We start from the raw sequence: 17,985 nt of genomic DNA, 5'->3' as shown, positions 1-17,985 counted from the left end.
CATGGCGCTTGACGACTATCGTCCGCTCGAGGCCTTCCCGGACATCTATGACCGTTCGCGCGCTTCGGCGCTGCGCGATCGCGTCTACATCCGCGAAGGCAAGTTCGCGCAAGGGGCGGAGATCAACGAGGCGTTCTCGATCGAAGGGCGCAAGCGGACCAGCATCGGCAACCTCATCGCCCATGATGGTGACCGGGTAAGCGGTTCCGATATCATCGTTGACATCGACGCCACCACTGTCACCCTCGCCGCCGGCCAGATCTATCTTCGCGGCGACGTTCGCTTGGTCCCTGCCGCCGTTCTCACGGCCGTTGCCATGACCGGCGACGTCGTCATCGGCGTCAGAGCGCTGTCGACCGTGGTCACGCATGAAGAGGATCCGACGCTGCTCGGCCTGCAGGAGGGCACGGCTTCGTTCGAAGAGGATGGCGCCGTTCGCGAGGTGCTGACCCTGTCATGGGGCTGGGACGGTGACGGCGAGGATGGCGACCTCTACAGGGTCTACCAGCTGCGCGACGGCTTCGTCGTCGACCAGGTCGCCCCGCCCAGCCTGTCTGGCTTCAATCAGGCGATCGCCGTCTACGACTACGACGCCCACGAGAATTACGTCGCGCGCGGCTGCCGGGTGACGCCGCTCGGCCTCACCGCCGGTAAGCAGTGGTTTTCGATCGAGGAAGGCACGGCCAACATCCTCGGCTACAAGCGCACCCGCAACACAGCGACGCGCTATGGCGAGCTAGAGGCGCCCGACGTGCTCAACATCGCGTCCGAGCCGCATACCTTTGCCGATGCTGGCAGCGGCACCGCCGTCATTGCGCTCAACCGGACGCCGATCAATTCGGTGTCGACCGTGATCGTCGAGAAGGAAACGACCGAAACGGTCCTTCGCGGAGCAGTGGCCGGAACGACCGATCTGCTCGGCCACGCCGGCGTCACTTCGATATCTTTGGTCGAACAGGGCGCCACCACCTATGCCGTGACGGCCGACTATCTCCGGACGGGAGATCGTGTCGATTGGGCACCCGGCGGCATCGAGCCGGCCGGCGGCTCGTCTTACGACGTGACCTATCGCTATCTCGAAGCTGTGGTTCCGGACGCGGTCAGCGCCTCCGGCGTGACGATTTCCGGCGGCGTCACCGGCGGCGCCGTCTTCGTGACCTATAGCTACAAGCTGCCGCGCTTCGACCGCATCTGCCTCGACCGCAACGGCCTGGTCGTCTACCTCAAAGGCGTCGCTGCGATCGAGCAGCCGCAGCCACCGGCCACGCCTGCGACGCTGCTGTCGCTTTGCGTCGTCGAGAACGACTGGTTCGGCACGCCGATCGTGCTCAACAACGGCATCCGCGCCTATCCGTTCTCGACGATCGACCGCATGTACAATCGCCTGGTCGACGCGCTCGACCTGATCGCGCTCGATCGCCTGCAACTCGACATTTCGTCGCGCGAGCCGGTCGCCAAGAAGGGCGTCTTTGTCGACCCGTTCAACGACGATCGCTATCGAGATGCCGGCGAGGCGCAGAACGGCGCCGTCTTCAGCGGATCCTTCCAGATCCCGATCATCCCGGCCTTCGAAGAGATATCGCTTGCGGGAGCGCAATATCTGAACTTCACCGAGGAGGTCGTGGTCTCGCAGGAAGCCGTGACCGGCTGCACCAAGATCAACCCCTACCAGTCCTTCGCGCCGCTGCCGGCGAAGATGGCCATCACTCCGTCGCAGGATTTCTGGACCGAAACGCACACCGACTGGCTGTCTCCTGAGACGCAGGTCTTCGGCCAGGGCAACCGCAGTCGCGTCACCACGACCGAGATCATCACGTCGACGCGCGAGGTGACGGCGCGTTTCCTGCGGCAGATATCGGTCGCCTTCGTCATCGACGGCTTCGGCACCGGCGAGACGCTGGCCAGCCTCACCTTCGACCATTTGAATGTGACGCCGGCGGGGCCGCTGGTCGGCGACGCCAACGGGCGCATCGCCGGGTCCTTCACCATCCCGGCCAATGTCGCCTCCGGCACCAAGGATGTTTCGGCGGTCGGCGGCGGCGGCTCGACGGCGCAGTCGCAGTTCACCGGCCAAGGCCGGATCGAACTCATCACCAACCAGCAGCTGACCACGGTCCAGCGTTTTCAGGAAGCGCCTGCTCGGGGCGGGCAGAGGCAGGATAGCGGCAGCGGCGGCCGCAGCACGGACCCGGTTGCGCAGTCCTTCCAGTTCACCGAAGGCCGCCACATCGCATCGATCGAGGTGAAATTCTGCGCCATCGGCGATGTCGACCAGCCGGTGCTTTGCGAGATCGTGGCGATGGACAATGGCTATCCGACCACGGATGTCATTGCCCAGACCGAGACCGACATGAATTCGGCGCTGATCGGCACTTGGCACAAGTTCACCTTCGACCCGCCTGTTTTCGTGCCGCAGGGGCAGGAAACCGCCTTCGTGCTGAAGACCAACGATCCCGACCATTCGGTCTCGCTGGCGGCGCGCGGCGGCTTCGATGCTGCCCGGCAGGAGTTCATCGGCGCCCAGCCCTACACGGTCGGGGTGCGCTTCTCCTCGTCGAACGCATCGACCTGGACCGCACATCAGGACGAGGATCTGACCTTCCGCATAAACGGCGCCAAATTCTCGCCGGTCACGAAGACCGTGGCGCTCGGCACGATCGCCGCCTTCGACCTGTCCGACTTCATCGCCGAAGCGCAGGTCTTCCTTCCGACCGGCGACACGCGACTGCTGTTCGAGATCGAGCCGGAAGGCGAGCAGCCGGTCCGGGTCGAGCCCGGGCAGGTGTGGGAGCGCCAGAGCTTCTTTTCCGGCAATGTCGCGCTGCGCGCCATTTTGACCGGAACCGAGAAGGTCTCGCCAATCATGGGGCGCGACGTGCTGGCCATCCTCGGCACCATGCAGGCGAGCGGCGTCTACGTCAGCCGCGCCTTCGCCATGGGCACGGCGGTCAGGCTCGATGCAGTGATGAAGACCAAGCTGCCGGTCGGCTCGACGCTGGTCGTTGACAACGACGCTGCGGACGACGTGTTCCAGACGTTGCCGCAGGTCTCAGCCGAGGCGCTTGCCGACGGCACTCTCGAAAGGACGTTCTCGGATGCAAGCTACACCGCAGTCCAGGGCCGCATCCGCTTGACGCTGACCGGCACCCCGGCGGCGCGGCCGTCGGTCAACGACCTGCGCGCGTTCTCGATCTGAGGTTTTTGACAATGGCAAACACCCCAAATCGTGGCTACCAGCTGCCGATCAAGCCGGATCTAAAGGATTCGTACGACCGGCTCGTTTCGGCCCTTGGCGCGATCGACATCGACGTCGCCGCCGCGTTCGCTGCGCTGGCGCTGCGGGCTTCACTCGCCAGCCCGGCGTTCACCGGAACGCCGACAGCGCCGACGCAGGATCCCGGCAACAACAGCACGCGGCTTGCGACCACCGCTTTCGTCGCGGCAGCCGTGCTGTCGTTCTCGCCTTCGATCGTCAACGCCTCGAGCATCGTCGGCACGATCGACGACGCTCGCCTGTCGTTCCAGGTGTCGTCCTTTATCCGAACGCTGCTGCTCAACAACTCGGCGGGTGCGGCGCGCACGACGCTGGACGTCTTCTCTAAGGCGGAAGTCAGTGCCGCCATCGCCGCCCTGGTTGATGCTGCGCCTGGCACGTTGGACACGCTGAACGAGCTGGCCGCTGCACTCGGCGACGACCCGAACTTTGCCACCACCATCGCGGCGACACTGGCGGGCAAGGCGACCAAGGCCGACGGAACGCAGGCGCTCGCCCTCGCCGGTGTCGAGACGGTTCAACGGACCTGGACAGCAGCTATGCTCCGCGAGGGGGCGCTTGCAGCCGGTGGCACTTTGGACGCCCTGTTAGAGGATCAGAAGCTGTCCGGAGTAAATGGCAGCGGGGCGATTACCGGCGGCGTCTGGAATATTCGGACGCTCAATAGCAAAGTTTTCGACCCATTCGGCTTCGTGACGTTGAGCGGCAACACATTTACCGTTTCCGCAGCCGCACGTTGTTGGTGGCGTGCGCCCGCTTGGGGCGGAGTTCACCACAAGACTCGACTTTATGATGTCACCGCCGGTGCCGTAGTCGCGGTCGGCACGTCCGCTGTTGCCGAAACGTCCCCCACGATGCAATCCGATTCAAGTGGCATCGGTACGCTCGTGGCTGGGCACAATTACAGGCTTGAGCACGCGCTTACCAACAACTCAAACCCCGGGTTTGGAGTTGCTACCGGCATTGGCGAAATCGAGCTTTACTCGCAGGTTGGGATTTGGCGGATATGACAAACCACGTCCTAATTTCCGGCGGGGTTGTCGTTCAGTGCGACCGCTCGGGCGTGCCTCCGGAGGGCTTCATACCCGCACCGGAAAACATCGTTCCCGGGTATCGCTATAGCAACTCGGCTTTTTCGCTTCCGACCGACACGCTGGCTGTGCTGCGCACGAAGAAGCTCGCTCTGCTCGCAGCCCGTCGCTGGAAGGCTGAGACGGGCGGCATCGCCATCAATGGCGTCGCCATTTCAACAGACCGGGAGAGCACGTCAATGCTCATCGCGGCCTTCGTGACCGCGAGCAGCGACCCTGACTATTCGATCCGCTGGAAGGTGCAGAATGGCGTCTTCGTGACCCTTGCGGCGGCGGACATCATCGCCATTGCGGCAGCGGTTCGAAATCATGTCCAGGCATGTTTCGACCATGAGGATGAGCTCAGCGCGGCGATCCTCACGGCCGGCAGCTCCGCCGCGCTGAACGCAATCGACATCGAAAGTGGGTGGGCGCCGTGAGGGTTATCATCACGAACGTGGAGCCTATCAAGGTCGGCTTCTCAATCACAATTTTGGTCGGTTTTGGCCAGGCTTTATGGGACGCGGAGCAAATGGAAACCGGCCGTATCCGGGCCGGCTTTGCCCAGGGTGGAACAACCTTTTGGACCGCAGATACGCTTGACGGCACGATCATCCGGCCAGGCAGCCGAAAGCTAGAAATTGCACTTCCGGCATCTGCCACGGCACTCATGGCGCCGAAGCCGGTGACGTTCGACTTCGTGAGGGGGCAAGGCGCTGATGCCCGCGCCATCCCCGGAAAATTCCATTGGCCCGTTGATATCCAGGTGACCGCAAATGCCTAACGCGATCTACGAAAACGGCGACAGTGGCGTAGAGGTCGACCCGACCGCCGCATCTGGCCTGCGCGGCTACAACGGCTGGTCAATGGTTACGGCACTGATCGCTGATGGCGAACGGCGGGTGCGGCGCGTTGTCGACTGGACCGGCGGCGAAGGCACTAAGCCGGACGTCGGCGGCTATCTTGGTCCGCTGGGGCTCGTCGATGACATCGCTGATGCGACCGACGACCGCGGCACCAAGGGAGATAAGGGTGACGACGGCGACCAAGGTGCCACCGGAGCGGACGGCAAAAGTGCCTACCAGGTGGCGGTCGACAATGGCTTCGTCGGGACCGAGGCGGAATGGCTTGACGCCTACGTGAACGAGACTGCCGCCGCCGCGACAGCGAGCGCAATCGAGGCGCGCGATGTCGCCTCGACCAAGGCGACGGAGGCTTCGACCAGCGAGACAAATGCAGCGGCATCTGCCGGGCAGGCCGCCGCTGCTGCCGGCGGCGTGATCTACGACACTACCGCCGCTGGCATCGCCGCTACGGTCAACGGCCAGTTTTTCCTGATCAAAGGTGACGGCGTCGCGACCTACGCGTTGATGTACAAGAACGTTGCCACGGTCGCGACGCTGATCGCTAGTTATCCGAGCAAGACCGCGCTTGATGCTGCCCTGGCAACGCTCGCCGCCACCTATGACCAAGTCGGTTACCTCACAGTCAGCGATATATTCATATGGAAGGACGCCGCTGGCAATATCGTCGGTCGGGTCAAGAAGGATACCGCCGCCTGGGATATTTTGCTGCTGACGATGCGGACGGCTGGCTTTGAGGCGTCGATATACGAGACTGTTGGAGACGGCGCAACTTTCTATGTCACGGATGCCAACAATTACATTCTGTTCCAATCCACCGCGCCGGGACAGGATTTGAGCACAGAAATGGTCGCCGCGCGAGGCGATCGCACCACGCTTACGACACGCCTTGACACGTCTCTGAATGCCTATGGTCTTCCGAATGAGGCAAAGCCGTGGGGCCAGTACCTGTTGCGGGAGACACGCGGCAGGCTTGCAATGATGCTGTACGGTGGGGTGCGGCAACTGAGCATCGCGGCGATCGGCGACAGCTACACCCAAAGCGCAACGCGGTGGATACAGAGCTTCGCCGCTCGCCTGATGACCCATGCCGACTACGGTGCTGCCGGGCCGGGATGGTGCGGCTTCGGGCGATTCACGACGGGCACGCCGTCGACGGTCAACGGCAACGTCAATCCAGCCAGCTATCCGGTAACTCGCTCTGGCACATGGGCTGATGTCTACAACACGTCCAAGAACTCACCAGACCGCTCGCACAACGTGTCGTCTGAGGCTCTTGCGGCGCAGCGCGTGACCGGCGTGGCGCTCCCCGTCCTATCTGCCGCTACGCTCTTCTGGATCAACACGGCTGACGGCGTGATGGAGTATCGCTGGAACGACACCGGCGCATGGACGACGATCAACGTGCAGGGCACTGTCGATCAACTCGGTTTCGGCTCAGTAGTTACCGGAATGCCGGTTTCTGGGGCTTGGACCTTCGAAGTGCGTGTTGTCTCCGGGACGTGCAAGCCTGCCGGTGTTCATTTCGCCTCAGCCGCCAAGGGTGTCACCGTGAACAAACTCGCGGGGTCCGGCGCTCGTCTTTCGCAATGGCTGGTCTCCGACAATTGGGGAGCAGGTCTAGCGCAGCTTGCACCAAATCTGATCATCTTCATGGAAGGGCCGAATAGCCAGGGCAACAATGTCGTACCGTCCATATGGGGAAGCGATTTCGCAACGTGGGTCGACATCGCGCGAGCGGCCTGCCCGACCGCCGACATCCTGATCGCCATGCCACCGGACAACCAGCGGGTAAATCTCTATCCGATGCCGCTATACGCCTACGAGGCATACAAGGTGGCAAAGACCAAGGGTTGCGCCTTCGTCGATATGCAACAACTATTCGGTGTTAACCCGGCTGACTATGCGTTCGGCTCGACGCGGCCATGGTTCGATGTTGATACCATTCATCCTGATCCCGCAACTGGCGGCAAAGTAATCGCCGGGGCCGTCCTCTCCATCGTCAATCCTTATTAAGAAAGGCCCGCCACCATGGGCAACGCAATCGTATTCAAGACCGCCGCTACTACGACAGCGGTCGGGCTGACAAAGCTAAAGCGCGACGAACTGCTTTCCGGTCTCGGCGCTGGCGCTGTGCCCTTCCTGTTCGATTTCGGCTTTCCCTGGTGCTGGCCGGCGGGGGTCAATCCCGTAAACGGCAACACCGTCAAGGATATCTCAGAGACGGCGGACGGCAGCTGGAATGTTGCAGGCGCTTCGCCGGTCTTTGCCGGCAATGGCATCGATTTCACTGGGCTGCTGGCGCGGGCCGATGTCCGGGGGCCTGTGGGGTGCCTGACAGACATCAACACGACAGAGCGCTTCATGGTCGTGCTCTATGCCAAGCTGCCGGCATCTGTCGATTGGGCGTCTGCGTCGATCAAGACCATGTTTCAGAGTGCGGCCAGTGCCTACACTACCGGGGCCGACCTGCTGACGATCTCTCAATCTCACCCGACGACGGACTTCATAAGCGCACGTCGCCAGACCAATGGCGGCAGCACGGTGAGCGAACTTCAAGTGGCGATGGGCGCGAACTATTACGGGCAGGTTTGCCAGATCGGTTATTGGCGAAACGCCGCTGGCACTGGTTTACGGGTCAAATCGGCTCTTGGGGCCGTCATATCGACCTCGGCTATCGGGTCGGACAATACCGGCGACTTTTCGGCGACACAGCCGAAATGGGGCAATCCGCCAGCCTTCGCCGCAGCGAACAACCATCGTCTTTATCGTGGCTGGGTCGAGAATCTTTCGATCTCGGGCCGTGATCCGCTGACGGTGCTTGATGCCGACTGGACGCGAGTAGCGGCACGAGCGGTGTTTTCCTAAGCATCCAACCATTTTTGCTTGTCTCGTACGAGGCCGCCACATTGTAGGGATGTGTTTTCACTAGCCACGGCGGTATTTCGCCGGATCATATACCGTCTCCATCCAAGCGAGATTAGGCAAGACTTTATCGCTATCTAGCTTGATCCACGGCTTCACCGCCTCTGTCTTTCTGCAAATGCAAGCAAACCTGTTCCCTTGCCGTGGAGCAACTGCTTTTAAAAATGGCACCAGCGCTTTCGCTGCATAAACGGCAAACCGAACGAGGGCTTTTTTCGACATCGCGATGCGCTGCAATGGAAGCCTCCAACCATACGCAAATGATATATCGTGCTCGTAAGCAGGTTCGAAAGAAGAGATAGTTTTTCTGAATTCTCGCTCGGTCCAACGATATACATAGTTGGGGATATTCGAGTTTCGAACACCTCCCAACTGGCCTTTGGAGAGAAGCACAGGTTCTATTTCGAAATCAGGAACCAGACCGAGCATACCAGCTATCGAGTTGAGTAGACTATCTCTTGCCTCGATGACGAGTATGCCCTTTCGAGCCACCCGCAACATTTCGCATAATGCCCAATGCGGCGAAGCGCAGTGGTGCAACCCGGCGTGGACGAATACCCAATCGAAGCTGCGGTCATCCAGGCTGAGTTTCTCCGCGTCCTGATATTGCCAATCGAATGGCGCATACTCAGACTGATTGTTGTGAAGAGTAACGTTGGAAATAACAGCTCGCTTGACGCCGATGCTTTGAACAACATTTCTGTCATGTCCTCCGCCACATACCACCAGCACCGTGTCGTCGGGGTCGATGGAAAGCGCCGCAGCAACCTTTAAGTAGAAGTCCTCTTGCATAAAATCCCCCTCGGTTCACGCACGTCTGATGCCTACCTGGTTGGAGCGAATGCTCGTTCCGAAGGTAATGGCAGCTAAACGCAGGGTGGTCCCCTAAACCCGCTGCAACCATAGCCTTTTGTGATTGAAGACCGCAAGCCCGCCGCGAGGCGCTTCGACAGGTCTTGGTTGCGAAGCGTCAAGTATCCAGCGTCCCGCCCTTTGGCGGGTTTTTCTTTTTGCAACCACAGGAGACAGCCGAAATGGCATCGGAACTCATCGTAGGCGTGAAGCATCTTCGCGACGGCATTGAAGCGCAGGCAGTGCTTGGCGCTGATATGAGCGTCATCGGTATCATCGGCACTGCGCCGGCTGCCGACGCCGCCGCCTTCCCGCTGGACACCGCCGTCGTCCTCTACACCAACGACACGGCGCTGCGGGCGCTGCTCGGCACCACTGGCACGCTGGTCGATGCCCTCGCTGGCATCTCCGCCCAGCTCGGCGGTGGCGTCGGGGCAGCTCGCTGCGTGATCGTGCGGGTCACCGACAACGCCTCGGCCGCCACCGTCATCGCCAACATGATCGGCGTTGAAGCCAACGGCACCGGCGTTTGGGCGTTCCTCGATGCACCGGAAGAACTCGGCGTCACCCCTCGCCTGCTGATCGCGCCTGGCTACACCTCGCAGACCGTCAGCGGACTGGTCTTTGGGGCAATCACCGCACCGGGCGCCGGCGGCACCAACGGCACCTTCGCACTCGCCTTCACAGGCGGCACAGGCTCCGGCGCTGCCGGCACATTCACGGTCGCCGGTGGTGCCTTGACGGCAGTGGCAATCACCAACCCCGGCAATTACACGGTCGCGCCAACGCTGTCCTTCGCGGCTTCCGCCAACCTGGTCGGCGCTACGGCGACGGTCACGCTCGAGCAGCTTGCCAATGGCGTCTGCGCCATCATGCCGACCATCTGCGAGCGGCTGAAGGCGATGTTCCTGCCGGAAGGCCCGTCCAACACCCGCGCGGCGGCTGTCGACTGGTTGGAAACTCTTGCGCGCTCGCAGCGGATTCTTCACCCGTTGCGCCAGGATGCGAAGATCCTCGACGCAACCGGCGCTGTCGTGACCAAGCCCCTGTCGCCTTACATCGTCGGTCTCTACGTCCGCCGGGATGCACAAAGCGACGGCGTGCCCGGTCATTCGGTCGCCAACCAGCAGGTGTTCGGCATCGTCGGGGTCACGCCGATCATCCCGTTCTCGATCACCGACCCAGCCGTGGTCGGCCAGGACGACCTCGCCATCTCGTTCGGCATCATGTTCCGCGGCGATACCGGCGTCGACGGTGCGCTGACCGACGGGGGCTTCACCTTCTGGGGCACCGACACGCTCAGCCAGGAATCGGAATGGCTGTTCGCGAACGTCTGCCGGATGCGCGACTACATCGAACTGATGCAGGTCCGTGCCGTCCGCACCTATCTCGGCCGCTACAATCTCACAGCCCAGACGGTGCAGGCGATCATCAACACGCTGGACACCCAGCTTCGCGGCTTCAAGGCGAACGGTGACATCCTCGACTACCGGATCGAGTTCGACCCGGACGTCAACACGCCGTCCGAACTGCGCCTTGGCAACATCGACCTGACCTTCAAGGCCGAGGAGCCGCCGGTGCTGCGCAAGATCACCATCCGGTCGCGGCGCTATGCCGAGGCGCTGGACGGTCTCGTCCGCAGCATTTCCATCCAGCTCGGCAACCAGGAAGTCGCGTAAGCAGCCTCCTACAATAGACCGGAGACACTTTCATGCCCAACACACTTTTCAACCTGGACTCGGCCAACTTGTTCATCGGCGACGATGATCCGACCGAGTCGCAGTTCCTCGCCCTGAAGACCGTCAAGATCCCGGGGATGGAGGAGCAGACCAAGGATCACATGGGCGGCGGTGCCGTCGCGTCGATCAAGCTCGGCATGCGGTCCTTCACGATTGCGCCGCTCGCCTTCTCGCTCGAGGGTTATAACCCGACCGTCATGCCGCGGTTCATGCCGGCCGGCGCCGCGCGCATCAAATACACGATCCGCGGCAACATCCGCGACATCCGCACCCACGAGGACATCCCCCTGAAGGCGATCGTCGAGGGGCGGATGACCAAGGCGGAAATCTCGGAATTCAAGAAGGATGACGGGATCTCGAGCGACTACGAGATCAACGAAATCCTGTTCTACCACCTCTATTTCGGGGCGGCCGAGAAGATCTACTTTGACTATTTCGCGGGTCCGAACGGGCTGCGCATCGACGCCGTGTCGACGCTGCAGGCCGTCTCCCGCAATCTCGGCCTTTCGTAAGGGTGACGCATGGCTGACCAGGTGAAGGCCGCTCGGGTCATAAGCACCGCCGAGCGGGAGAAGATGGTGCCGCTCGAATTCCCGATTGAGTTCGAGGAGAAGACGTGGACGGAAGTGAAGATCCGGCGCGTCAGCGGCAAAGAGGTCGAGCAGTATATGGATGCGCTCGGCCGAGGCGAGCGCCCCATCCCGCCGATGTTCGACTTCCCGCTCGAGGTATATGAGGCGATGGACGACGACGATCGCTTTGCGATCGACGAGGCCGTCATCCCTTTCTTACCCCGCCGTTTGAAGGCGGCGGCCGAGCAAAACCCTCCCGCTGCCGGTCTTACGTCGGACTCGTAGCGCACACCTTCAACACCCCTCTCCCGCAGGTGCTCGACATGGAGTGGCTGCGGATCCTGCAATTCTACTGCGACGCACTGAACCTCGAACGCGAGAAGGCCGAGTTCCAGGCCAAGATTGCGGGCGCGAAAATCCGTTGAGGCATTGATGGCACGTACTCTCGTTGGCCGGCTGCAGCTCATCGTCCAGGCGATGGGTCTCGGCGAGGCCAAGAAGGTCGAGGGCGCGATGTCCTCGATCGAGAGGGCGGCCAAGCGGCTGTCGACTGCCCAATGGGGGCAGAACTTCCAGCGTCAACTCGAGAAGATGGCGCTCGGCGCCCGAGAGATCGACGTCGTCCGCCGGTCCTGGGACAATCTGCAGAAGGACATCGCCGGTCGCGGCCTGACCGCCGCGCTGAAGAAGTCCGAAATCTCGGCCTGGAAGTCGGCTACACTTGGTCATTTCGCCCAGGTCCGCGCCGGCATGCGGGAGACCGAGCGCGAGGCCAACCGGATCAGCCGCGGCATCCAGAAGGCTCTGCGGCCCGCCTACGTGATGCTCGGCGGCTATACCGGCGTCTATATGACAGGCGTGCTCGGCCGCGAGGCGATCGGCGCCTCGGCCGAGCGCCAGCGGGAGTATTTCCGGCAGCGCATGGCTGGCATCCCGCAGGGCGAGCAGGACACGATCTTCCAGCGCTCGCAGCAGCTCTCGCAGAAGTATCCGTCGGTTAACATCACCGACATCATGGAAATGGCGCGGACGGCGCGCAACACCATGGGCTCCACCGAACGCGGCATGGAAGTGCTTGACCGCATGGTGCAGGGGTTCGTCACCCTGCAATCTGCCAAGGGCATCGAGGCTGCCACGACCAGTCTTATGGGCTTGATGAAGGGCCTCGACAATCTGGGCACGAACGCAGCCGGCGCTGAAGGCGTCAAGAACGTCAACACGCTGATCGACGCCTTCGTGAAGGCATCGCAGATCGAAGGCAACGACTTCGATGTCGGCTCGATGTGGTCTTTCGCCCGGCGTTCGCGCATTGCCGGTCCCGGTCTAAGCCCCGAATTCCTTGCCACAGTCGCTCCGGCGATGATCCAGGACATGGGCGCCGACGGCGCCGGCACCGCACTCGCCATGGCGTACAAGTCGTTCGTGATCGGCGCCGGCGATAACGCCAGCAAGCCGAACCTTGCCGAGCAGCGGCGGATGGGACTGCGCACCGGCGAGGGCAAGGGCAACCTGGTCGACTCCGACCTGTTCGGCACCAACCCATATGCATGGGTCAAGAAGTACCTTGTACCGGCCCTGCAGAAAGATGGCGTCGACATCAACAACGATACGGCTGTCGCCAAGGCTGTGTCGGGCCTGTCACGCAATTCCAGCGCCACCGGGTTGCTGACGCGGCTGATCACCCAGATGCCCCAGATCGAGCGGCTGATCGGCCTCTACAATCGCGGCATGGGCACCGAGGCGGCCGATGCTGCCGCCGGGCAGGATCCCTTCGTCGCCTATCGCGGCCTTCAGGAATCACTGCGCAATCTCTCGGCTTCCGTCGGCGAGACTGTGATGCCGGTGATCGTGCCGGCGCTAAACGCGCTGTCGGGCACCATCAACTCCTTCGCCGAGATGGTTGCCAAGGGCGACCCTCGCGTGCTGGGTGGCATGGGCGTGCTGGGTGCCGGCGTGGCCGCCTATGGCACATGGAAGGTCGCGGCGGGCATCTACGGTCTGATCACCGCCGGTGCTGCCCTCAACAGCGCAGCGGCGGCCTTGACGGCAGCGGCGATCGCGCAGGGCGGCGGTGGCGTAGTCGGCGGTGCAGCTGCAGGCGCCGCCGGCAAGAAGGGCATTGGTGCCATGCTGATGAACCCGTGGGCGTTAGGCGCTCTGGTGGGTGGCGCTGCCGTCTGGAAATTCATCCGCGACACCTCGGCTTCGAATGCGAGGGACAATCGCTTGCCGCCACCGAAGGTCTATTCGCAGGGCGCCACGCAGGACCGTGACAACTATCACCGGATGTTCGACGGCGTTCCCTTCGAGGGCGGATGGCACCGCGTCGGCCGGGGCGCTGCGCCGCCGCCTGGCGTGGCGGAAGCGAAGCAGGCCGGTGCCGAAATGAAGGACGCACTTTCCGTCACGGCGATGCCGACCGTCGATCAGTCCTCCATTCAGGCTGCGCTTGCTGCCGCCAGGCAGCTGGTAGCCACCCTGACGCAAGCCGCAACGGCTGCCGCCAACGCCCACTCGGCCGTCGATGCGCAGATCCGCCGTGCCCACTCCGATTTCGGAGTCGTGCCATGACCGCCTTAATGTCGCTCGGTCCGGTCGTTTTCGACCTGGTGACCAACTTGACCGAGACGGAGAGCAAGACGGCATCGTCATTCGCCAAGCATGAGGTCGTCGGTGTCGCTCCGGTCTACGAAAGCATGGGTGACGACGAAAGCAGCTTCACGCTCACTGGGGTCATTCATCCCGAGCACTTCGGCGGGCTCGGCACTCTGGCGACGCTCGAGGCAGCTCGAGCAGCATCGATTCCCTTGCCGCTCATGCGCGGCGATTTCACGCCGCTCGGCTGGGTGCTGATCCAAGGCATCACCAACCAGAGCGGCTACCTCGATCACAAGGGTGTCGGCCGCGAGGTCCAGTTCACGGTCGAGCTCATTCGTGTCGGCTCGCCCGGGATCGGCATGGCATCCTCTATCCTGAGGCTCTTCCAGTGACCGAGAAGTTCATCGCCGAGACGATCAAGTCCGAGCACATGACGCTGTCGCAGGTCATCTGGCGCCTGCTGCGCCGGCAGCCCGTCGGCTATTTCGAGCGCGTGCTGGCCTTCAACCAGGATCTCTCCCTCCAATCCCCATTCCTGACCGTCGGCAGCATCGTCAAGCTGCCGGTCGAAGAGATCAGTGACCAGGCGAAAAAGAGCGACGTGATCAGGCTATGGGACTGACCGGTGAACTTCTTCATCCAGGGCAACTACAAGGTCACGATCGCGGGCCAGGACGTGACAAGCCGCTTCCGACCGCTGCTGAAAAGCGTCGAGATCCAGCGATCGGCTGGCGAGGCCTCCGATTCCTGCAGCATGGTTCTGGCCGACAAGGATGGCCTTGTGCTGTTGCCGCGGGAGCGCGCCACGGTCACCGTCGAGATCAACGGCAATTGGGCATTCGAAGGTTTCGTTTCCGACGCCAACAGCACCGGCAGCAAAGGCTCCGGGCGTGAGATCAAAGTCACGGCCAGCTCGATCGACCATGGCGGCAAGGCCAAGCAGCCATCGTTGCGGCACAAGGACCATGCGACCCTGCAGAGCGTCGCGTCGGAATGGGGCGAGAAGGCCGGCATTCAGATGCAGGTTCTCGGATCGCTTGCGTCGGTCGAGCGCGATTACTGGATCCAGCAGAACGAAAGCTTCGTCTCGTGGGGTCAGCGCATCGCGCGCGAGGTCGGCGGCACGTTGAAGATCATCGGCTCGCGTGGCTTTCTCTCGCCCCGCAACGAGGGCATCTCGTCCTCTGGCCGCCCGCTGACGCCGATCGCCGCTCGGTGGGGCGACAACCTGCTGGAATGGGACATCTCGCCGATCATCAGCCGGCCGAAGTTCAACAAGGTCGCCCTGTCCTACTTCGACCGCGCCAAAGGCCAGCGCGTTGAGGTCGAGGTCGACACCGGCATAGCCGACGTCGACAGCAAGCTCCGGGCGCTGGTCACCGTCGCCAACAAGGCGCAGGCCAAGAAGAAGGGCGAGGCGCACGGCAAGGAATCGGACCGCGAGAAGGGTGGCGGCAACGTCACGATCATCGGCAATGCGGTCGCCGAACCCGAGGCAATCTGCACCGTCTCAGGCGCCCGCCCGGGGATCGACGGCTCCTACCAGATCGATACCGTCGGCCATAGCATTTCGAAGGGCGCCGGCTTCACGACTTCGCTCGGGCTGAAGCAGCCCAAGGGCGGCGCTGGCACGGACAGCCGATAACTCACTCAATAGGAGAACTGCCATGATGCCGGATCCCCTCTGGCTGCAGAAAGCGCGCGCCTATGTCGGGCAGCGCGAAATCCACGGCCCGCACCACAACCCGAACATCCTCGACTGGTTCAAGGATGTTGGCACCGGCATCAGGGACGATGAGACGCCTTGGTGCGGAGCGTTCGTGGGGGGCGTGCTCGCGGAAGCCGGCATCAAGCCGGTCGCCGGCGGCGCGTCTTCGCAAGCCTGGCTGCACCTTCCCGTGAAACTCGACAGGCCCGCCCTCGGCTGCATTGTCATTTTCTGGCGCAATTCACCGAACAGCGGCCTCGGCCATGTCGGTTTCGTCGTCGGCAAGGATCAGCACGGCAATATCATGGTGCTGGGCGGCAACCAGGGTGACATGGTGTCGATCAAGCCGTTCGCCCTCTCCGGCCCGAATGCACGCATCAAGGGCTTCCGCTGGCCGGGCACGGCGCCGCTGGCCGAGCGCTACAACCTGCCGCTGCTCAACAGCGACGGCACGCTGTCGAGGAACGAGGCGTAGCATGGCGCCCCAGATCGAGCGGCGGAAGAACGGCGAACCGTCGTGGCTGTGGCGGAGGGTTATGCTCTACGCGACGCTGGTCTGGGCCTGCTACCAGCTTTTCATCCTGATCAACGCGCCCGATACGCGCGTCAACGAGACGATCGCATGGGGATGGCAACTGATCATCATGGTGCTGGTCTTCGGCTATACCGGCTTCGCCACCATGCAGGACGTCGTCGCCATCTACACGACTCGAGCGGCCCGGCCATACGCTGACCCGCCAGTCGATCCCACGCCGGGGCCAGCCCAAATCATCACGGTGCAGACTGACCCTCCCAAGGGAACTGGCGAATGATTGCCCTCGCTCCGTTCTTGGCGATCTTCGGCCCGATCTGGACTTTCGCCACTTCCCGCGTAGGACTGCCACTGGTCGTCGCCGGCGGCATCGTCTTCACCTACGAAGGCGTGCCGATCGGCCCGCTGCGCTACATCCCCTATGCCGGTCCGGCGCTCGCAAGTCTCGTCGACGGCCGCGTCGATCGCCAGTATGCGGCCGGGCAACTGAACGAGCGCCTGGTCTGGCAGGAACAGCAGCGCAAGGCGCTCGCCGCGCAAACCGCCAAGGCCGCCGCGGAGCAGGCCGAGCTCGATGCCATCTCCCAAAACTATTTCGACAAGCGCGTCCTGGACAAGGTCGCGATCGCATCTCTGGAAGATGCTCTGAAAGCCGAAAAGGAAAAGACGGATGCCGATCCCAAAGGCGCTGGCGCTTGCCGCGTTGCTATTCCTGGCCGGGTGTCAACACAGCTCGATGCCGTCGGTCGTTGACCCGCCGAAGAGGCATGTCGATGCTGGGCTGCTCGCGGACTGCAACGCGGTCGTTGCGGTTCCGCATCGGGACATGTCGCTTGAAGAAACGACACGGCTTTGGTCGCAAGATCGCCTTTCCCTCGGCGATTGCGGAAAGCGCCACAAGGCGTTGGCCGGAAACGTCAAAGTGTTGACCCGGTAAGGCGGACGAGGGAGCTGAAATGAATGATGCCGAAGACCGGAAGGTGCCACGCAGACTCCTCGACATCGACACGGAGACAGTGGGATGGCTGGACAGGCTAAACTCGGCCGAACGGGACAACTTCATCCGCCTCGGCAAATTGCCGAAGTGGCAGTTGGACCGGCTCGAGCTGTTCCTCGCCCTCGAGGAGGAGAAATTCAAGGCCGGCTTTCAGGTCGTCGAATTGTGGACGCGGGTGAGTTGGATCGCCAAGACGGCCGTCAAGTTGCTCTTGATCGTTGCGGGGGCGCTCGTGGCCCTCAACCAGGTCCTGGCCTATTTCTCCGGAGGCAAGCAATGATGCTGCAGCGATCGTTTGTGGCCTTCTGGCGCAAGATGAGCGCGCCGGCGGCCATTGTCTTTCTCATGACCATCTTCGCCGCTGTCGGCCTCGCCAGCATGATTTCGTCGGTGCTCGACAGAGAGCCGCCGACCATGTTCGAAAGTGCGATGGTCCTGACGCCTGAGGTGCCGCAGGGCGGCGTGCTGGATATCCAGTACACGGTCATCCAGAACCGGATCTGCGCCTCGATGGTCGAGCGCTATGTGACCGATTCGGCTGGCATCGTGCATGTTCCATCCACCTATACGGTCGGCCGCCGCCCGCTGATCGACAGCTATCCGCCGGAAGGCCGCGAGACCTATCAGCGCTCGGTCACCATTCCGCTGGCCACCGCGCTCGGCCGAGCGCATTACGACGCGCGCTTCACGTACATCTGCAACGTGCTGCACAAGCTGGCCTTCCCGATCGAGGTCTCGGCGCCGACGGTCTTTTTCGACATCGTGCCGGCGCCGGCGACGCTCATGCCGCTGACGCCCGAGCTGACGCCTTAAGTCCGCGCCCGGCGGTTCCGGGCAATCTCCCAAAGGGAACAC

Annotated in this window: 19 protein-coding genes; 18 read left to right on the top strand and 1 reads right to left on the bottom strand. The window is 62.7% G+C overall.

What is annotated here, in order from left to right:
• Position 1 precedes the first annotated feature (1 nt).
• The 6 genes from NKJ72_RS11860 to NKJ72_RS11835 are packed head-to-tail and all read left to right on the top strand — an operon-like array spanning position 2 to position 8,075.
• Complete coding sequence (locus NKJ72_RS11860) at positions 2–3,196, top strand: DUF4815 domain-containing protein (protein ID WP_352477207.1); 3,195 nt, start codon at positions 2–4, stop codon at positions 3,194–3,196.
• Positions 3,197–3,207: 11 nt separating this feature from the next.
• Positions 3,208–4,284, top strand: a complete 1,077-nt coding sequence (locus tag NKJ72_RS11855) for a hypothetical protein (protein ID WP_352477206.1) — start codon at positions 3,208–3,210, stop codon at positions 4,282–4,284.
• Positions 4,281–4,784 carry a DUF4376 domain-containing protein gene (locus NKJ72_RS11850; RefSeq protein WP_352477205.1) on the top strand — a complete coding sequence of 168 codons (504 nt, stop codon included), beginning with the start codon at positions 4,281–4,283 and terminating at the stop codon, positions 4,782–4,784. Before NKJ72_RS11855 ends, NKJ72_RS11850 begins: the two co-directional genes overlap by 4 nt.
• Complete coding sequence (locus tag NKJ72_RS11845; RefSeq protein WP_352477204.1) at positions 4,781–5,128, top strand: hypothetical protein; 348 nt, start codon at positions 4,781–4,783, stop codon at positions 5,126–5,128. Before NKJ72_RS11850 ends, NKJ72_RS11845 begins: the two co-directional genes overlap by 4 nt.
• Positions 5,121–7,223, top strand: coding sequence for an SGNH/GDSL hydrolase family protein (locus tag NKJ72_RS11840; RefSeq protein WP_352477202.1), 2,103 nt, complete (start codon positions 5,121–5,123; stop codon positions 7,221–7,223). Before NKJ72_RS11845 ends, NKJ72_RS11840 begins: the two co-directional genes overlap by 8 nt.
• A 15-nt stretch (positions 7,224–7,238) precedes the next feature.
• Complete coding sequence (locus NKJ72_RS11835) at positions 7,239–8,075, top strand: hypothetical protein (protein ID WP_352477201.1); 837 nt, start codon at positions 7,239–7,241, stop codon at positions 8,073–8,075.
• 60 nt (positions 8,076–8,135) lie between these two features.
• Here the strand turns inward: NKJ72_RS11835 and NKJ72_RS11830 are convergent, their stop codons facing one another.
• Entirely contained in the window at positions 8,136–8,924 is a 789-nt protein-coding gene (locus NKJ72_RS11830) for a class I SAM-dependent methyltransferase (RefSeq protein ID WP_352477199.1), read from the bottom strand.
• A 242-nt stretch (positions 8,925–9,166) separates the two neighbouring features.
• Here NKJ72_RS11830 and NKJ72_RS11825 point away from each other — a divergent pair, with 242 nt between their 5' ends.
• The 12 genes from NKJ72_RS11825 to NKJ72_RS11770 all read left to right on the top strand — a co-directional run bounded on the left by NKJ72_RS11825 (position 9,167) and on the right by NKJ72_RS11770 (position 17,943).
• Entirely contained in the window at positions 9,167–10,663 is a 1,497-nt protein-coding gene (locus NKJ72_RS11825; protein ID WP_352477198.1) for a phage tail protein, read from the top strand.
• Between the two features lie 32 nt (positions 10,664–10,695).
• Positions 10,696–11,235 (top strand): phage major tail tube protein, encoded by a 540-nt coding sequence (locus tag NKJ72_RS11820; RefSeq protein WP_023674536.1) that lies wholly within the window; start codon positions 10,696–10,698, stop codon positions 11,233–11,235.
• 9 nt (positions 11,236–11,244) lie between these two features.
• Entirely contained in the window at positions 11,245–11,580 is a 336-nt protein-coding gene (locus tag NKJ72_RS11815; protein ID WP_352477197.1) for a phage tail assembly protein, read from the top strand.
• A gap of 147 nt (positions 11,581–11,727) precedes the next feature.
• Positions 11,728–13,866, top strand: a complete 2,139-nt coding sequence (locus NKJ72_RS11810; protein WP_352477196.1) for a hypothetical protein — start codon at positions 11,728–11,730, stop codon at positions 13,864–13,866.
• Complete coding sequence (locus NKJ72_RS11805; protein ID WP_352477195.1) at positions 13,863–14,285, top strand: phage tail protein; 423 nt, start codon at positions 13,863–13,865, stop codon at positions 14,283–14,285. Before NKJ72_RS11810 ends, NKJ72_RS11805 begins: the two co-directional genes overlap by 4 nt.
• The gene (locus NKJ72_RS11800) at positions 14,282–14,515 is read left to right on the top strand and encodes a tail protein X (protein ID WP_352477194.1); all 234 of its coding nucleotides are present in this window, start codon (positions 14,282–14,284) and stop codon (positions 14,513–14,515) included. The genes NKJ72_RS11805 and NKJ72_RS11800 overlap by 4 nt, the downstream gene beginning before the upstream one ends.
• A gap of 3 nt (positions 14,516–14,518) precedes the next feature.
• Complete coding sequence (locus NKJ72_RS11795) at positions 14,519–15,538, top strand: phage late control D family protein (RefSeq protein WP_352477193.1); 1,020 nt, start codon at positions 14,519–14,521, stop codon at positions 15,536–15,538.
• A 22-nt stretch (positions 15,539–15,560) separates the two neighbouring features.
• Positions 15,561–16,076 (top strand): TIGR02594 family protein, encoded by a 516-nt coding sequence (locus NKJ72_RS11790; RefSeq protein ID WP_352477192.1) that lies wholly within the window; start codon positions 15,561–15,563, stop codon positions 16,074–16,076.
• A gap of 1 nt (position 16,077) precedes the next feature.
• A complete protein-coding gene (locus tag NKJ72_RS11785; RefSeq protein ID WP_352477191.1) occupies positions 16,078–16,413 on the top strand; it encodes a hypothetical protein in 336 nt (111 codons plus the stop codon).
• Positions 16,410–16,886, top strand: a complete 477-nt coding sequence (locus tag NKJ72_RS11780; protein WP_352477190.1) for a hypothetical protein — start codon at positions 16,410–16,412, stop codon at positions 16,884–16,886. The genes NKJ72_RS11785 and NKJ72_RS11780 overlap by 4 nt, the downstream gene beginning before the upstream one ends.
• A 203-nt stretch (positions 16,887–17,089) precedes the next feature.
• Positions 17,090–17,410, top strand: a complete 321-nt coding sequence (locus tag NKJ72_RS11775) for a hypothetical protein (RefSeq protein ID WP_352477189.1) — start codon at positions 17,090–17,092, stop codon at positions 17,408–17,410.
• A complete protein-coding gene (locus NKJ72_RS11770; protein ID WP_352477188.1) occupies positions 17,407–17,943 on the top strand; it encodes a hypothetical protein in 537 nt (178 codons plus the stop codon). The genes NKJ72_RS11775 and NKJ72_RS11770 overlap by 4 nt, the downstream gene beginning before the upstream one ends.
• Positions 17,944–17,985 lie beyond the last annotated feature (42 nt).

It is taken from the genome of Mesorhizobium sp. M0045 (assembly GCF_040323385.1).
Classification (GTDB): domain Bacteria; phylum Pseudomonadota; class Alphaproteobacteria; order Rhizobiales; family Rhizobiaceae; genus Mesorhizobium.
Note: the sequence above shows the minus strand (reverse complement) of the source record. Positions and strands in the feature narration are given on the sequence as shown.

What these genes read in the sequence shown, in the direction of transcription:
- NKJ72_RS11860 (WP_352477207.1), top strand. Translation starts at nt 2, where the DNA reads ATGGCGCTTGACGACTATCGTCCGCTCGAGGCCTTCCCGGACATCTAT.
- NKJ72_RS11855 (WP_352477206.1), top strand. Translation starts at nt 3,208, where the DNA reads ATGGCAAACACCCCAAATCGTGGCTACCAGCTGCCGATCAAGCCGGAT.
- NKJ72_RS11850 (WP_352477205.1), top strand. Translation starts at nt 4,281, where the DNA reads ATGACAAACCACGTCCTAATTTCCGGCGGGGTTGTCGTTCAGTGCGAC.
- NKJ72_RS11840 (WP_352477202.1), top strand. Translation starts at nt 5,121, where the DNA reads ATGCCTAACGCGATCTACGAAAACGGCGACAGTGGCGTAGAGGTCGAC.
- NKJ72_RS11835 (WP_352477201.1), top strand. Translation starts at nt 7,239, where the DNA reads ATGGGCAACGCAATCGTATTCAAGACCGCCGCTACTACGACAGCGGTC.
- NKJ72_RS11830 (WP_352477199.1), bottom strand. Translation starts at nt 8,924, where the DNA reads ATGCAAGAGGACTTCTACTTAAAGGTTGCTGCGGCGCTTTCCATCGAC.
- NKJ72_RS11825 (WP_352477198.1), top strand. Translation starts at nt 9,167, where the DNA reads ATGGCATCGGAACTCATCGTAGGCGTGAAGCATCTTCGCGACGGCATT.
- NKJ72_RS11820 (WP_023674536.1), top strand. Translation starts at nt 10,696, where the DNA reads ATGCCCAACACACTTTTCAACCTGGACTCGGCCAACTTGTTCATCGGC.
- NKJ72_RS11815 (WP_352477197.1), top strand. Translation starts at nt 11,245, where the DNA reads ATGGCTGACCAGGTGAAGGCCGCTCGGGTCATAAGCACCGCCGAGCGG.
- NKJ72_RS11810 (WP_352477196.1), top strand. Translation starts at nt 11,728, where the DNA reads ATGGCACGTACTCTCGTTGGCCGGCTGCAGCTCATCGTCCAGGCGATG.
- NKJ72_RS11805 (WP_352477195.1), top strand. Translation starts at nt 13,863, where the DNA reads ATGACCGCCTTAATGTCGCTCGGTCCGGTCGTTTTCGACCTGGTGACC.
- NKJ72_RS11790 (WP_352477192.1), top strand. Translation starts at nt 15,561, where the DNA reads ATGATGCCGGATCCCCTCTGGCTGCAGAAAGCGCGCGCCTATGTCGGG.
- NKJ72_RS11785 (WP_352477191.1), top strand. Translation starts at nt 16,078, where the DNA reads ATGGCGCCCCAGATCGAGCGGCGGAAGAACGGCGAACCGTCGTGGCTG.
- NKJ72_RS11780 (WP_352477190.1), top strand. Translation starts at nt 16,410, where the DNA reads ATGATTGCCCTCGCTCCGTTCTTGGCGATCTTCGGCCCGATCTGGACT.
- NKJ72_RS11775 (WP_352477189.1), top strand. Translation starts at nt 17,090, where the DNA reads ATGAATGATGCCGAAGACCGGAAGGTGCCACGCAGACTCCTCGACATC.
- NKJ72_RS11770 (WP_352477188.1), top strand. Translation starts at nt 17,407, where the DNA reads ATGATGCTGCAGCGATCGTTTGTGGCCTTCTGGCGCAAGATGAGCGCG.